At 72.3% G+C, this 14228-nt stretch carries 14 protein-coding genes and 1 tRNA gene; 4 read left to right on the top strand and 11 right to left on the bottom strand.

Features of this window, described 5'->3' with window-relative positions; translation table 11 throughout:
• Positions 1–185: 185 nt before the first annotated feature.
• From Acy02nite_RS04845 to Acy02nite_RS04820, 6 genes are all read right to left on the bottom strand, one after another.
• On the bottom strand, positions 186–1472 hold the full coding sequence (locus tag Acy02nite_RS04845) for a glycoside hydrolase family 18 protein (protein ID WP_203738568.1): 1287 nt from the start codon (positions 1470–1472) through the stop codon (positions 186–188).
• Positions 1473–1552: 80 nt separating this feature from the next.
• Positions 1553–2659 (bottom strand): bifunctional RNase H/acid phosphatase, encoded by a 1107-nt coding sequence (locus tag Acy02nite_RS04840; protein ID WP_203738567.1) that lies wholly within the window; start codon positions 2657–2659, stop codon positions 1553–1555.
• On the bottom strand, positions 2656–3390 hold the full coding sequence (locus Acy02nite_RS04835) for a zinc ribbon domain-containing protein (protein WP_203738566.1): 735 nt from the start codon (positions 3388–3390) through the stop codon (positions 2656–2658). The genes Acy02nite_RS04840 and Acy02nite_RS04835 overlap by 4 nt, the downstream gene beginning before the upstream one ends.
• Positions 3387–4238, bottom strand: a complete 852-nt coding sequence (locus Acy02nite_RS04830; RefSeq protein WP_239174232.1) for a Nif3-like dinuclear metal center hexameric protein — start codon at positions 4236–4238, stop codon at positions 3387–3389. The genes Acy02nite_RS04835 and Acy02nite_RS04830 overlap by 4 nt, the downstream gene beginning before the upstream one ends.
• 34 nt (positions 4239–4272) lie before the next feature.
• The gene (locus tag Acy02nite_RS04825; RefSeq protein ID WP_203738847.1) at positions 4273–4857 is read right to left on the bottom strand and encodes a flavoprotein; all 585 of its coding nucleotides are present in this window, start codon (positions 4855–4857) and stop codon (positions 4273–4275) included.
• 16 nt (positions 4858–4873) lie between these two features.
• The gene (locus tag Acy02nite_RS04820; protein ID WP_203738564.1) at positions 4874–6106 is read right to left on the bottom strand and encodes a helix-turn-helix domain-containing protein; all 1233 of its coding nucleotides are present in this window, start codon (positions 6104–6106) and stop codon (positions 4874–4876) included.
• A 222-nt stretch (positions 6107–6328) separates the two neighbouring features.
• Between Acy02nite_RS04820 and Acy02nite_RS04815 the strand changes: the two genes are divergently transcribed.
• Positions 6329–6982, top strand: coding sequence for a bifunctional DNA primase/polymerase (locus tag Acy02nite_RS04815; protein ID WP_203738563.1), 654 nt, complete (start codon positions 6329–6331; stop codon positions 6980–6982).
• A 216-nt stretch (positions 6983–7198) separates the two neighbouring features.
• Here the strand turns inward: Acy02nite_RS04815 and Acy02nite_RS04810 are convergent, their stop codons facing one another.
• Complete coding sequence (locus tag Acy02nite_RS04810; protein WP_203738562.1) at positions 7199–8038, bottom strand: hypothetical protein; 840 nt, start codon at positions 8036–8038, stop codon at positions 7199–7201.
• Between the two features lie 337 nt (positions 8039–8375).
• Between Acy02nite_RS04810 and Acy02nite_RS04805 the strand changes: the two genes are divergently transcribed.
• Complete coding sequence (locus tag Acy02nite_RS04805) at positions 8376–8915, top strand: ribonuclease FAU-1 family protein (RefSeq protein ID WP_203738561.1); 540 nt, start codon at positions 8376–8378, stop codon at positions 8913–8915.
• A 31-nt stretch (positions 8916–8946) separates the two neighbouring features.
• Positions 8947–9438: a hypothetical protein gene (locus Acy02nite_RS04800; protein WP_203738560.1), complete on the top strand. Its 492-nt coding sequence runs from the start codon at positions 8947–8949 to the stop codon at positions 9436–9438.
• 301 nt (positions 9439–9739) lie between these two features.
• On the opposite strand, the gene Acy02nite_RS04795 is transcribed toward Acy02nite_RS04800, so the two are convergent.
• The 4 genes from Acy02nite_RS04795 to Acy02nite_RS04780 form a co-directional block, all read right to left on the bottom strand.
• Positions 9740–9811: transfer RNA gene (locus Acy02nite_RS04795), tRNA-Val, on the bottom strand.
• Positions 9812–10041: 230 nt separating this feature from the next.
• On the bottom strand, positions 10042–10506 hold the full coding sequence (locus Acy02nite_RS04790) for a peroxiredoxin (protein ID WP_203738559.1): 465 nt from the start codon (positions 10504–10506) through the stop codon (positions 10042–10044).
• A gap of 225 nt (positions 10507–10731) precedes the next feature.
• Positions 10732–11163 (bottom strand): DUF3052 domain-containing protein, encoded by a 432-nt coding sequence (locus Acy02nite_RS04785; RefSeq protein WP_203738558.1) that lies wholly within the window; start codon positions 11161–11163, stop codon positions 10732–10734.
• Positions 11164–11273: 110 nt separating this feature from the next.
• The gene (locus Acy02nite_RS04780) at positions 11274–13487 is read right to left on the bottom strand and encodes a transketolase C-terminal domain-containing protein (RefSeq protein WP_425548149.1); all 2214 of its coding nucleotides are present in this window, start codon (positions 13485–13487) and stop codon (positions 11274–11276) included.
• Positions 13488–13684: 197 nt separating this feature from the next.
• On the opposite strand from Acy02nite_RS04780, the gene Acy02nite_RS04775 reads away from it, so the two are divergent.
• On the top strand, positions 13685–14089 hold the full coding sequence (locus Acy02nite_RS04775) for a YjbQ family protein (RefSeq protein WP_203738556.1): 405 nt from the start codon (positions 13685–13687) through the stop codon (positions 14087–14089).
• The last annotated feature ends 139 nt before the right edge of the window (positions 14090–14228 follow it).

The following is a 14228-nucleotide window of genomic DNA, read 5'->3' as shown; positions in this document are numbered from 1 at the left end:
GCCGGGCCGTGCGCCGAACGGCTCAGGCCTGATCGAGGCCAGGCGGGCGGGGCGGCGGACGAGCGCCCCGTACGCCGGATCCTGCGGTTCGGGCGGGAAGCCACCAGCGGAGTTCGGGCATGACCGGCGGCTGCTCGCCGTAACGCCGCCCGGCACCCACCTGAGGGGCCGGGCGGCGGCACGGATCAGCGGAGGCCGAGGGCGATCGTGCGGGTGAGAGTGGCGTTCTCGTCGTCGCCGTCGAGGGACCACATCATGGCGCCGCCCAGGCCGCGCGTGCGGATGTAGAGCGTCTTCTGCAGCAGGACGGCCGGATCGTCGTACGTCCAGAAGGTGGTGCCGTCGAAGAGCCAGGCGTGACCGTTCCGCAGGTCCCGGTGCACGGTGTAGCCCTGCGCCGGAAGGGCCTTGAGCGTTTTCCAGTCCTCGGTGCCGGGTGCGAAGACGCCGGGCGCCGGGCCGGTGGCGGGCTGGAAGAGGCCGTTGCCGGTGCCGGTGACGCCGGTCCAGCCCTGGCCGTAGTACGGCACGCCGAGGACGAGTTTCCGGCGCGGGGCGCCGCCGGCGAGCCAGGCCTCGACCGTGTTCTCGACGGAGAAGTCGGGGTTGTCCGGGGCGCCGGCCGGGACGCGCAGGGCCGACTGCTGGTTGGTCCGGGCTTCCCAGGTGCCGTGGTAGTCGTAGCCCTGGAGGGTGCCGAAGTCGAGATACTTGAAGATCTTGGCGACTTCGAAGCCCGCGGCGATCTTCGCCGGGGCGGCCGGGAGGAACGCGGTCAGGTCGTAGTGCCGGCGGTCGGCCCGGCCGAGCCGGTCGAGCTGGGCGCGGAACTCGGCGGCGAGCAGAGTGAAGTTCTGCTTGTCCTCGGGGCGGATCACGTTGCCGGCGTTGCCCTCCGAGCCGGGCCACTCCCAGTCCAGGTCGACGCCGTCGAAGATGCCGGCGGCCACGCCCGCGGTGAGGCCGGGCAGGTTGCCCTTGAGCCACAGGTCCACGCAGGACGAGACGAGTCGCTTGCGGGTCTCGTCGGTCCGGGCCGCGTCCGAGAAGTACGCCGAGCCGCTCCAGCCGCCGAGGGAGATCAGCACCCGCAGCTTCGGGTTCTTCTTCTTGAGTTCGGCGAGCTGGTTGAGGTTGCCGGCGATCGGCTGACCGGCGGCGTCACCGACGCCGTCGACGCTGTTCGCGTCGGTGAACGGGGTCTGCCAGTCGGCCCACGGGTCGGCGGAGGCGCAGACGCCGTCCGCGGTGACCGGGCCGAACGCGTAGTTGAGGTGGGTGAGCCGGGCGGCGGCGCCGGACTTCTGCACCTTGGCCAGCTGGAAGTCGCGGCCGTAGATGCCCCACTGCGTGAAGTATCCGACTTTGACGAAACCGCTGGACGTGGATGCGGACGCGGGTGCGGGCGCGCCCGCCACGACGGCCGTCACGGCCGCGGCAGCCGCGACCAGACCACTGGTGAAACCCTTCATGAGCCCCCCAAGGGCGAAACGGTTAAGAACGTTTCCTGATCGAGGAAACTAAACGTCCCGCACCAGGGGGGTCAATGCTTCTATCGAAGATGGGCAGTCTCGTTCACGGACCGGACCGCGATGTTCCCGTCCGGCCAGATGTCCATGGTGGAGACGCCCGCCGCGTCCAGGAAGAGCCGGTGCAGGAACGCGTCCCCGGCCGCGAGCGCGTCGCGAAGGATCAGTTTGATCGGCGAGACGTGCGAGACGACGACGACAACCTGACCCGGGTACGCCGACACGATCTTCGCCATCGCCCCGCGCACCCGCTTGCCGACCGCCTGGAACGACTCGCCCTGCGGAGGCGCCACGGCGGTCGACTCCAGCCACGCCGTCATCTCGCGGGGCCAGCCCTCCTGCACCTCGGCGAAGGTCTTGCCCTCCCAGAGCCCGAAGTCGCACTCGATCAGGTCGTCCATGACCGTCACCGGCACGCCGCCGACCTCGGCGGCGATCAGCTCGGCGGTCCGCACGCAGCGGCCCAGCGGCGAGGTCAGCACCGCGCCCACGTCGCGGGACAGCCCGGCCACGCGACCGGCCGCCGCCATCGCCTGGGCCTCCCCCTCGTCGGTGAGCGGCACGTCGCCGCGGCCCGAGTAACGGCCCTGCGCGGTCATCGCGGTCGCGCCGTGCCGGACCAGGATCAGCCGGGTCGCGTTCTCCAGCGACGGCGGCGCCCAGGAGCGCGGCGTGGCCACCGCGGTCTCCGGCGGCGCAGCGTCCCTCGGGATCTTGCCGGCGGCCTCGTCCATGGCCCGGTTCGCCAGGGCGTCGGCGGCGGTGTTGCGTTCCCGCGGGATCCAGTCGAAGGTGACCGCCCGGAACTTCGCGACCAGGCCGGCCGCCTCGGCCGCGAGCGGGCGCAGGCCCGGGTTCTTGATCTGCCAGCGGCCGGACATCTGCTCGACGACCAGCTTGGAGTCCATCCGGACGTCGACGCGGGTGGCGTTCAGCTCGGCGGCGGCGCGCAGGCCGGCGATCAGCCCGGAGTACTCCGCGACGTTGTTCGTGGTCGTGCCCAGGGCGGCGTAGCGCTCCAGCAGGACCTCGCCGTCGGTGTTCAGCACCACCGCGCCGTACCCCGCCGGGCCGGGGTTGCCCCGCGAGCCGCCGTCCGCCTCGACGACGACCCGCAGGTCACCGGTCATAGACCCGACTCCGACGTACGGACCATGATCCGCCGGCACTCCTCGCAGCGCACCACCTCGTCGGCGGGGGCGGCCTTCACGCGGTTGAGGTCGGCGCCGTACAGCTCGATCCGGCACGCTCCGCAGCGACCGGCGTAGACCAGCGCGGCACCCATGCCGGAGTCGGTGCGGATCTTGTCGTACAGGGTGACCAGGTCGGCCGGCAGATCCGCGGCGAGCGGGCCGCGCGACTGCGACTTGAACTCCTGCTCCTTGATCAACTCCGCGGACGTCTCGTCACGGCGGCGCTCGGCGTCGGCGCGTCGCTCGACCGCCGCGCTGATCCGGCTCTGCACGTCGGCCAGGGCCGCGGACGCGCTCTCCCGCTGCTCCATCAGCTCGAGCTCGGCGTCCTCCAGCTCGGACTGGCGGCGGTTGAGCGTGGCCAGCTCGTGCTGCAGACCCTCGACCTGCTTCAGCGAACCACCCGCGTCCAGCTGCTGCTGGTCCTTCGCCTTGCGCTGACGGACCTGGTCGATGTCCTTCTCGAACCGGGAGATGTCCCGGTCCAGGTCGTCGACCGCGACCTGGGCGCGCACCCGCTCGTCCTCCAGCGCGGAGATCTCCCGGGCCGCCGCCTCGATCTCGGCGATCTCGGGCAGATTCTTCCGGCGGTGCGCGAGCTGGGCCAGCGCGGTGTCGACGGCCTGCAGGTCGAGCAGGCGGCGCTGGGCTTCCGGGGCGGCCTTCACGAGTGGATCTCCTTTTGCGCGGACGCGGATTGAGGCGCGGATGCGGAATGAACGGTCCAAGGGTCCGTGTCCAGGTCGGACACCACCACCTCGACGGGGAACTGCGCACGCAGCCAGGCCGCCACCTCGTCGAGCCAGGGTCGCTCGGTCGCCCAGTGCGCGGCGTCGAGCAGCGCCGGGCCGTCGTTGGCGAGGTGCTCGCCGGCTGGGTGGTGACGCAGGTCGGCGCAGAGATACGCGTCGACCCCGGCACGGGCGGCGTCGGGCAGGAACGAGTCGCCGGCACCGCCGCAGACCGCCACCGTACGGATGACGCGGCCGGGATCTCCGGCGGCGCGCACCCCGGCGGAGGTGGCGGGCAGCCTCGCAGCAACGAAAGCGGCAAGATCGCGCAGGGTGAGCGGCCCGGCGAGCTCACCGATGCGACCCGCGCCACGGCCCTCGCCGGCGGCCGCACCCTCGGCCGGCGCCAGCGGGCGCAGCCCGGTCAGGCCGAGCCGTGCGGCGAGCGCGTCGGAGACACCGGGGTTCGCGACGTCCGCGTTCGTGTGCGCGGTGTAGAGAGCCACCTCGGCGCGGATCAGCCGGTGCGCGATGCGCCCCTTGAACGTGTCCGGGGCGAGCGAGGACACCGGCTTGAGCAGCAGCGGGTGGTGGGCGACGATCAGGTCGGCGCCGACGGCGAGAGCCTCGTCGGCGGTTTCCGGGACGCAGTCCACGACGCAGAGGATGCGGGAGACGGCGTGCTCGAACTCGCCGAGCACCAGGCCGACCCGGTCCCAGGACTCCGCCCAGCTGCGCGGGTAACGCGCGTCGAGCGCGTCGACCACCTGACGAACGGTAGGCACAGCGGCAGGGTCCACGAGCGGAAACTCTATACGGCTAGGAAACCGCCCCAGGCTCGACTCGGCTCGCGGCCGTGATCGGGTTGCTCACCGCCTGCAGCGCGCGACGCCATGGGAACTGCCCGCGGAACCGGTCGGTCTGCCCCGGGCCGCCCAGCCGGCACACATCCTCGCCGTAGAGGACGTGGACGCCCCAGTCCCGGAGCTTGGCGAGACTCTCGTGCAGCGCCGGGTGCAGGGCCATGACCCGATTCGTGTACGGGACGACAGCGGTGGGCACGCCGTACCCGTAGCCCTCGACCAGCAGACCCAGCACCAGCGTGTCGGTGATCCCGGCGGCCCACTTGTTGACGGTGTTGACGGTGGCCGGCGCGACGATCATCGCGTCCGCGGGCGGCAGCACGTCAGGGTCGCCGGGACTCTTGTAATCCGTACGGACGAGATGTCCGGTCTGTGCCTGAAGGGCCGCCACGTCGACGAACTTGCGGCCGTCCGGGGTCGTGATCACGCAGACCTCCCAGCCGTCCCGCTGAGCGAGGTCGACCAGGATCCCGACATCCCGGGCCATCGGTGAGCCGCACACGAGGATGTACAGCACACCGGGTGAGGGGTTACCCGTCATCACGCGCAGACCCACCTCATACGCCGACTCCCATCTGTTCGGCCAGCTCCGCGATAGGAGCCGGCGGCGTGCCCCGCGTCCGGCGCAGCACGTCGGAAAGGACTTCGTGGGCGAGCGGGCGGCAGCGGATCTCCGAGGGGGCGAGCCGGTCGCCCTCCAGCAGCATCTCGCCGGCCTTCTCCACGTCGCCGATCTGTGTGTAGCCGCGGGCGATGTCCAGGTAGTGGTGCGCGCGCCGCTCCGGCAGCAGGGCGTGGAACCCCGCCTTCTCCATGCGGTCGTGCACCTCCACCGCCGTACGGCCGTCGCCCAGTTCGACCGCGGTGGCACAGCGATGCAGCTGCACGTTGGTCGGCCCGAACGAGGTCCAGTAGTGGTTGAAGTCGCCACCCAGTTCGAGGGCGGCCTGCTCGGCGCCGCTGAGCAGGTCGCGCACGGTGGCGCTGTCCCCGATCCGGGAGGCCGACATCGCGCCGTTGAGCAGCAGCATCCCGTACACCGAGAGCTGTTCCGCCTCGGGGCGGTTCGGGCCGGGCGCCAGGCGGTTCGCTATGTTGACGTTGACCTCGAGCGACGGGCGGACCCGGCCCAGAGCCAGCAGCGCGCTGCCCACGCGGTAACTGGCCAGCCCGGCGAGCAGCTGGTCGCCGGCCCGCTGGGAGACCGCGATCGATCGGTCCGCGGCGAGCCAGGAGAGCTCGTGCTCGCCCACCTTCCGCAGCGCCGACGAGGCGATCTGGTAGACCTGCCCGAGCAGGTGCGCGGCGCGCTTGGCCTGCTCGCTGTCACCGTTGGCGTGCGCGCTGTCCGCCGCCTGCGCGTCGCGCAGCAGCTTGGGCAGGGCTCGGGCGAGCGCGCCGTACTTCGCGTGCTGATAGGTCAGCCACGCGTGACTGACCGCTTTGTGCATCTCCGCGAGTGGCGGCGATTGCGGCACAGCCTGGAAGAACGCGCTCATCTGGTCATATCGCTCCAGAGCCGCGCGAATCTCCTCGACCTCCACCTGGTCGATGCAGTTCTGCGTCTCCGGCTTGCGCTCCACCTCCTTGCCCAGCAGGAGCTGGACATCGACCTGGAGAACGTCGGCGATGTCGTACACAACGGAGAACTTGTCGAGTCGGCGGACCCCGCGCTCCACCTTGTCGACCCAGCTCTTGCTCTTGCCCAGCCGGTCCGCGAAGACCTGCTGGGACATCTTGCGCCTGCCTCGCCAGTAGGCGACGCGGCGGCCGATCGGCAGCTCGTCCACGGTGCCTCCCCCACTCATCCGGCGGCCTTTCCGCCGGTGAGCCATCCGGTGACCTGCAGTGTGAACCGCTCACGTGCGCACAGATCGCACAGCGTGTGTGATCGCCTGCTCACCGATGCTCGTAGTTTTTCTTGCAACTTGCAAAGGGTGGATCTGACCGGCCCAACGACATTCGTCTCGCTGGGATACGGCCGGGCCTCTCGATTCCGGGGGAGTTGGGCTATGCAGTGGAGCAGCCGTCAGCCGTTCGTCCCACCGTCGTTCGTCGATCGACTCGACCGGATCCGCCTGCGCCGGGCCGCGCAGGCCTTCGCCGGGCACGGCTGGGCCGTGGCGCCCGGCGCCTTCCTCACCGGCGCGCGCTTCGACTGCGGGCGCCCCGGGTGCCCGATCACCGGGTGCCACCCGGCCGTCGACTCCCTCGCCGAGGCGGCCACCACCGATCCCGCCCGGCTGGCCGGATGGTGGCGGCATCGACCGCACAACGTGTTGCTCACCACCGGCGACGCCTTCGACGTGCTGGAGGTGCCGGCCGTGCTGGGCCGGCCTGCCGCGGACCGGGACGCGGGCCTGGCCGGGCCGGTCGCGGTCACCGCGGCCGGACGCTGGATGTTCCTGGTCCGGCCCGGCTGCCCACTCCGGGCCGAGCTCGACCTGCGCATGGACGTGGTGCGTCACGCGCAGGGGTCGTGGATCCCGGCGCCACCGAGCCGGATGGCCGAAGGGCCGGTCCGCTGGGTGATCACGCCGGGACAGGTGGACTGGACCCTGCCCGACCCGGAGAAGGTGCAGGAGGTGCTCGCGCGGTCGGCGAGCCGGGCCGCCCGGACACCGGCCGTGCCCCGTCAGCTCTCCACGCTGCGCCGCGCCGCCTGAAGCCACGCCGCCTGAATCGGACAGCCACTCGCGGCCGGCCGCCTCGTCACTGCCGGCGGCCGGTTGCCGGGTGTGGGCACGGGAACACATGTCATCCGACAAGGTATCCCGGACCCCGGCACAGGGCGAGTCACCTGAACGGATGACGCGAATGAGTGAAATTTTGGGGCTTGCCCGTGCGGATCACGCGACACTCGGCGTGATCCGCGGCAACCCCTAGAGACCGAGTTCCCGGTACGCGGTGATCACCGCTCGGGTCCGGTCGGCCAGCTCCGGCCCGCTCTCCGCGATCGGGGCGCCCCCGACCCGCGCCAGCGCCCGCTCGGCGTGCCGTGCGGTCGCCGCCACCTGCTGCTCCCGGATGAAGCTCTCCCCGGCCCGCGCCGCGGCGTCGACCGCCCGCAGGATCCGGTTCGCCGCCGCGCCGGTCTCTTGCCACAGCTCGTCCGCCCGCTCCCACTGCGTGTCCGCGGCCAGCCGTGCGGGGCTGTCCGCCGGGATGTCCGCGTCGTGCGTCGACTCCAGACCGGCCCGCACCCGGCGCAGCTCCTGACGCCGGGCCAGCAGCGTGGCCAGCTCGTCCAGGGCCCGCGTCAGCGAGTGGTCGGCGAGCCGCGGGTCGACCATGCCACCCAGCGCCGGCCATGTCTTGCGGACCCGGTGCGACGAGGCGAGAGCTCGCGCGAACGCGTCACGCTCCGGCTCCGTCCACAGCACCCGGGACTGCGGGTCGCGGGGCACGGCCAGCGCGGCGGGCTGGGCGGCGCGGGCCTGCCGGCGCCACGACCGGACGAGCACTCCGGCGCTCACGGCCGCCGGGAGCCACCAGGTCAGGCCGATGGAGGCAAGGACCGCCGAGGCGAGAAGAAGCCCGAGGGCGAGGCGGCTCACCGACGCCAGACGCGCCTCGCGACCGCGGCCGGACGGCAGCCGGGGCACGGCCTCGATCAACGATCCGGTACGACGGTGGCGGACGCGCCCGGTCCGGGTGCGCACCGGCTGTGCGGCGACGACGACCTTCTCCGCGTCGGCGCCGATGTAGAGGTCCGTGCTCACGCGTCTCCCCGTCGTGCCTGTTCCGCCGGGGCGGGCCCGAACCGCCGAGGGGACACCGGCCGGACCCGCCCACCGCGGGGGTTCTCCCCGCGAGCAACAGTTGATTCGGTGAACGGCGGGGCCAGTTGAGCCGCGCCCGGTTGCGTCGCCGTTGCGTCCTCGTCGCAGCCCGGGACCCGGCTCCACCCGGTTGCGTCGCCGTTGCTTCCACGTCGCAGCCCGGGACCCCGCCCCACCCGGTTGCGCCCACGTCGCAGCCCGGGACCCGCCGCGCCCGGTTGCGTCCTCGTCGCGGGCCGGGGCCGGTCCGCGTGCGGGGTCGCGCTAGCGTCAGGGTGTGGACGTGGTCGACCTGGTGTTGCGCAAGTACGACGGCCGGCCGCACCGCCGGGTCACCGGGCGGCTCCTCGGCGAGGACGAGTTCGGCACCTGGATCGGCACCCCGCGCGGCACGATGGTGCGCTACAGCTACGGCCTGCGGCGGGTCTCCTGGACAAAATCGGACTCGGTCCGGCTGGTGCCCAGGGACGCGTGGTGGATGGCGATGTTCTCGGCCGAGCCGAGCCGGTCGGAGATCTACTGTGACGTGATCACGCCGGCCCGCCGTACCGGGGAATCCGAACTCACCGTGATCGACCTGGACATCGACGTGATCCGGATGCGCGCCGGTGGCCGGGTGGTGATCGACGACGAGGACGAGTTCGCCGAGCACCGGGTCCGCTTCGGTTACCCGGACGACGTGGTGGCCGCGGCCACCGGAGCCGCCGCCGACCTGCACGCGGCACTCAGCGGCGGCGCCGAGCCCTTCGCCGGAGAATATCGGGAGTGGCTGGCCCGGGCCGCTGGGCCGGCCCAGCGGTGGCCCCGGCGCCGCTGAAACTGTCAGAGGGTGGCCCTAGGTTCGCCCCATGACCGACACAGCACTCCGGGACTCCCCGATCACCCTCGACCGCCGCCTCCTGCTCAGCGGCACCGATTACCAGGTCACCGTCTTCCCCACCGAGGATCAGCGGCTCGACCTGTGCATCGTGAGCAGCGACGGCGACGGCCACGTGGTGAGCGAGATCAGCGGCAGCCTCGCCCCGGGCGACCTGACCGGCCTCACCGAGGTGCTCGCCTCCACCCTGGCCGGCCTGATCGCGATGACCGGCCCCGGCGGCCCCGGCCCCGCGCAGCCACCCGACCAGCGTGGCCGCGCACCCAACCGCGGCGCCCGCTGGGCCCCTGCCGACGACGAGCTGCTCCGCGAGCGCTATCGGGCGGGCGCCGGCCAGACCGAGCTGGCGGCCGAGCTCGGCCGGACCGCCGGTGGGATCCGCGCCCGGCTGGAGCACCTCGGCGAAATCCCGCCCGGCGGCCGATGGCGGCCACCCCCGGCCGCCCCACCCGTGGCCACCTGACCTGCGGCGACCCGCACGGCAGGCGCCGGTGCGCCCCGGTCCACGAGGTCGCCGCCGACACGCGCCGGAAGTCCCGGCCGCACCGTCGACGCCGCCACCTACGGAAAGGCCCGGGCCGCACCGCCGACACGGGAAAGCCCGGGCCGCACCGCCGACACGGAAAGGCCCGGGCCGCACCGGCAGACGCGGAAAGGCCCGGGCCGCACCGGCAGACGCGGAAAGGCCCGGGCCGCACCGCCGACACCGGCACACATGGAAAAGCCCCGGCTCGCGCTGACGCGGGCCGGGGCCGATGTTCCGGTGGGCGCGGTAGGTTTCGAACCTACGACCCCCCGCTTGTAAGGCGGGTGCTCTCCCACTGAGCTACGCGCCCGGGCTGAGCCGGAGTCGTCATCCTACCCTGCTCCCGATCAGGCCCGAATGCGCCGCAGATCACAGCCGGAACGCGGGCGCCGTGGCGGCGGTCTCAGCGGGCGAAGACGAGGACCGGCCAGCGGGCGATCAACAAACGCACCGGCTGGCGGGCAGGGCCGACCAGCGGCGCGGGCCGGCCAGCGGGCGCGAGCCGAGGGCTGGAGCGAGATGGCAGGTGAGGACGAGGGGTCAGGGGGTGAGGGTGGCTAGGGCGGAACGCCATGCGGACTGGTCGCGGGTCTCGCCCGGGCCGGTCATCTCGGCGAAGCGAATCACCCCGTCGGAGGAGATCAGGAACGTGCCGCGGTTCGCGAAGCCGGTCTCCTCGTTGAAGACACCGTAGGCGCGCGCCACCGCCCCGTGCGGCCAGAAGTCGGCGAGCAGGGGGAAGTCGAAGCCTTCCTGCTCGGCCCAGACCTTGTGGCTGTAGATCGAGTCGACGCTGACGGTCAGGACCTGTACCCGGTCGTTGACGTAGTCGGTGAGGTGCTCCTGGATCTCGGTCAGCTCACCGTGGCAGCGGCGGCTGAACGCGAGGGGGTAGAAAACCAGCAGGACCGCCTTGCGCCCGTGCAGGTCGCTGAGACGTACGTCCTGATTGTTCTGGTCCTTGAGCAGGAAATCCGGCGCCGGCGCGCCCACCTGGATCGGCACCCGGCCAAGACTAGGTCATGGCAAGCCGGAACCGGCGGCACGGCCCGCGTAGGTGACGGCAGAGCCGGAACCAGCGGCCGGAGCCGCGTGAGTCATGGCAGAGCCGGAACCGGCGGCGAGGCCCGGGTAGCAAGCCGGAACGCGGCATGGCCCCGTCGGCGGCCGATCATGCCGAAGGGCCGGCGTCCGCCGGGGGACGCCGACCTGGGCGGGGATGGCGGCGAGCTACTTCTTCTTGGCGCCCCGAGGGGAGACGAGCCGAGCCCCGGTCCAGTCCTTGCCGGCGTTCACCGTCGAGGTCTGCTGCAGGCCGGCGGTCGGCGCCGACTCGCTGATCTCGCTCGGCTCGACGTGCCCGTCGCGGCCGGCTTTCGGGGTCAGCAGCCACACCACGCCGTTGTCGGCGAGGGGGCCAAGTGCATCGGTGAGCAGCTCGAACAGATCACCGTCGCCGTCGCGGTACCACAACAGCACCGCATCGACGACCTCGTCGGTGTCCTCGTCGACCAAATCACCGACGCGTTCGGTCAGGGCGTCACGGAGCTCCTCGTCGACATCGTCGTCGTAGCCCATCTCCATGACCACCATGCTCGGCTCGAAGCCGAACCGGTCCGCCAGGCTGCGTACGCCGTCGGCCTGACCCGCGGTCGCGCTCACTGTCCAAATCCTCCTAGCCGTCGAAAAGCCTTGAAATTGCGCCGGAACTTTGGGGGTAGTCCACACACTCCGGGCTCCCGGCGCAAGTGGCGCACCGAGTGTGTGGCAATTTACCGCGCCAGCAGTGCCTGGGCACCCTCTGTGATGGCATCCTCTCCCACCAGCACGTGCTGAGCGGCCGGTCCCAGCGGAACGGGTGCGTCGGCCGCGGCGACCCGGCGTGCCGAGCCGACGAACGCGCCGTCGACCAGCGCCGCCAGCACGCCCTCGCCGACGCCGCCGGAGCGACGGGTCTCGTCGACGATCAGCACCCGGCCGGTCGCCAGGGACTCGCGCACCAGGTCAGCGACGGGCAACGGGCTCAGCCAGCGTAGATCGACCACCCTGGTGCCGTATCCGTCGGCGGCCAGTCGGGCCGCCACTCGCAGGGACATCCGCACCCCGCCACCGTACGTGACGATCGTCAGGTCCTGCGCCGTGCCCAGGGTGTAGATGCGCGCGCGGCCGATCGGGGCGTGCTGACCGGCCCATTGTTCGGGGGCCGGATAAGGCGCCAGCCACTCGTTGTCACCTTGCTGATAGAGGTCCCTCGTCTGATACAGCGCGGCCGGCTCGAGGAAGACGCAGACGCTCCCGTCGACCTCGGCGGCGGCCAGGCAGGTGCGCAGCATCGGCGCGGCGTCCTGTGCCCGGGCCGGCGCGGCGACGACGAGCCCGGGGATGTCGCGGAGCACGGCGAGGGAGTTGTCGTTGGCGAGCGGGCCGCCGATGCCGTACGGGTCGGCGAGCGCCGGGATGCGCAGCACCAGCGGGTTGCGGTAGGCGCCGGAGGACAGGAACGACATGGTCGCCGCCTCCACCCGCACCTGGTTCTCGCCGTTGTGCAGGTCGGCCAGGCCGGTCAGCTCGGGGACCGGGAGCAGGCCGGCCAGCCCGGCGCCGAGCGCGAGCCCGATCACGCTGGTCGCGTCCGGCAGGGTGTCGAAGACCCGGTCGCCGCCGCGCTCGCGCAGCCCGGCGGTGACCCCGTGACGGCCGCCCCGGGTGGTGCCGGGGCCGAAGATACGCAGGTGCGGGCGGGTGGCGAGGGCGTCGGTGAGACCCGCGTTGATGGTCTGCGCCAGGGTCATGGGGCCGGCCTGCTCGGGCAGCCGCCCGCCGAAGATCCGGGATCGGCTCGCGGCGCCCGGCCCGGCGGCCCGGCTCGCGGCGTCGGTGATGGCGTGCGCGACCCGCAGCGGGCGGCGCGGCGCCAGCGAGGCGACGATCTCGCCGACGGTGGCCAGTTTCGGCTCGCCGAGCACCTCCTCGGCGGCCTTGCGGACCTGCCAGCCGACCTCGTCGTACCGGGTGATCACCTCGTCCGGCTCGAACAGGCCCGCCTCGATCAGCAGCCGGGCGGTCCCGACCAGCGGGTCCCGTTCCAGGTCGGGCTCGGGATCGCCGGGGTCGCCGAGCAGGCGCACGGTGCTCAGGTGCAGCACCGCGGGGCGGCGTTCGCGGCGCACGTACTCCGCCGCCTCGGCCGCGGCGTCGAAGGTCGCGGCCAGATCACATCCATCCGCGTACGTGTACCGCACCCCCGGCCGTCCGCGCAGCACCGCGGCGACCCAGCCGTCCGGGGCCGCACCGCCGGACGCGTCGTCCTCGCAGACCAGCAGCAGGGGGATCCGCTGCTCGGCCAGGTCGTGCCAGCCGGCGGCGTGCAGGGCCGCGATCGCCCCGGGCTGGTCGACGCCGTCGTCGCCGAAGGTGGCCGCGACGATCGCGTCGGCGGGCCAGCGCGGGTCGGGCGAGCGGCTCAACCCGTACGCCAATCCGACTGCCCGGGGGAGATGACCCGCCGGCGTCGAGATCACCGGGACCAGATGGAGTTCGGCATTGCCGAAGACCTTGTCGCGGCCGCCGCTGATCGGGTCACGGACCGACGCGACCACGCCGCGCAGGATGTCGCGCGCGGCCTCCTCGAGCCGCTGGACGCGGTTCTCCCGGGCCGAGTGCGCGGCGCGGGCGCAGTAGAACGCCGCGGCCCGGTCGTGCGGCAGCGCCGGATCGTCGCCGCGCAGCGCCGCGGCCACTGCGGCATTGCCCTCGTGGCCGGCCGAGCCGACCGTGTGGAAACCCTCGTTGAAGCTGTGCAGCCAGCGCGCGGCGAGGTCGAGGTGACGGCTGGTGAGCTGGGCGTCGAACAGTTCGAGGGCACGGGCGCCGGTCAGCGTGACGCCGTCGCGGACCGGGTCGCCCGGCGCGCGCCGGCGCTCCGGGGGTCGCAGGGCCGAAACCGCGTCACGGAACCGCTCGTCGAGGCTTTGCGGGGTGGTCACGAAATCAGCATCGCGGACCGGGGCGAGGGCTGCCACCCGCCGCCTCCCGATCACCTGTGTCGATCTTCCGGCGGGACCGCCCGTACCGGTGATCCAATGTCTTGATGATCATGCCCCGGCCGGCGCTCTGGGCTGCCTGGCCGGTGCTCACCGCGGCCGTGTTTCTGGTGCTGGACCTCTACACATAGTCTCGCCGGATGCGCACCGAAGTGATCACCGTACGGACCGGGGACTCCCCCGTCGTCGTCGACATCACCCGCGAGGCCGAACGATTCGTGGCCTCCGAGAAGGACGGCCTGCTGCACGTCTTCGTGCCGCACGCGACAGCCGGCCTGGCCATCATCGAGACCGGCGCGGGCTCCGACGACGATCTGCTGACCGCGATCGACGACCTGCTGCCGGCCGAGGACAAGTGGCGGCACCGGCACGGCTCCCGGGGGCACGGGCGCGATCACGTGCTGCCGGCCTGGATCCCGCCGTACGCCAGCCTGCCGGTGATCGACGGCCGGATCGCGCTGGGCACCTGGCAGTCGATCTGCCTGGTGGACCCGAACGGCGACAACCCGGATCGGAAGGTGCGGTTCTCGTTTCTCGCGGGATGAGATCTTAGAAGTTACTGATCAGTACATGTGTCGCGTATCGCTGCGCCGACCGTTAGGCGTGACGATGCCCACCGTTAAGGGGCAGGATGGAGACCTCCGGGCGATACGCCACCTGGATCGCACCGGTTCCGACACTCAA

It is taken from the genome of Actinoplanes cyaneus (assembly GCF_016862095.1).
In the GTDB taxonomy this organism is placed as follows: Bacteria; Actinomycetota; Actinomycetes; order Mycobacteriales; family Micromonosporaceae; genus Actinoplanes; species Actinoplanes cyaneus.
The sequence above is the reverse complement of the archived record's forward strand: the minus strand, read 5'-3'. Positions and strand labels throughout refer to the sequence as shown.

Coding starts and splice junctions, on each gene's coding strand:
- Acy02nite_RS04845 (WP_203738568.1), bottom strand. CDS start 1,472: ATGAAGGGTTTCACCAGTGGTCTGGTCGCGGCTGCCGCGGCCGTGACG.
- Acy02nite_RS04840 (WP_203738567.1), bottom strand. CDS start 2,659: ATGACCGGTGACCTGCGGGTCGTCGTCGAGGCGGACGGCGGCTCGCGG.
- Acy02nite_RS04825 (WP_203738847.1), bottom strand. CDS start 4,857: ATGACGGGTAACCCCTCACCCGGTGTGCTGTACATCCTCGTGTGCGGC.
- Acy02nite_RS04815 (WP_203738563.1), top strand. CDS start 6,329: ATGCAGTGGAGCAGCCGTCAGCCGTTCGTCCCACCGTCGTTCGTCGAT.
- Acy02nite_RS04800 (WP_203738560.1), top strand. CDS start 8,947: ATGACCGACACAGCACTCCGGGACTCCCCGATCACCCTCGACCGCCGC.
- Acy02nite_RS04775 (WP_203738556.1), top strand. CDS start 13,685: ATGCGCACCGAAGTGATCACCGTACGGACCGGGGACTCCCCCGTCGTC.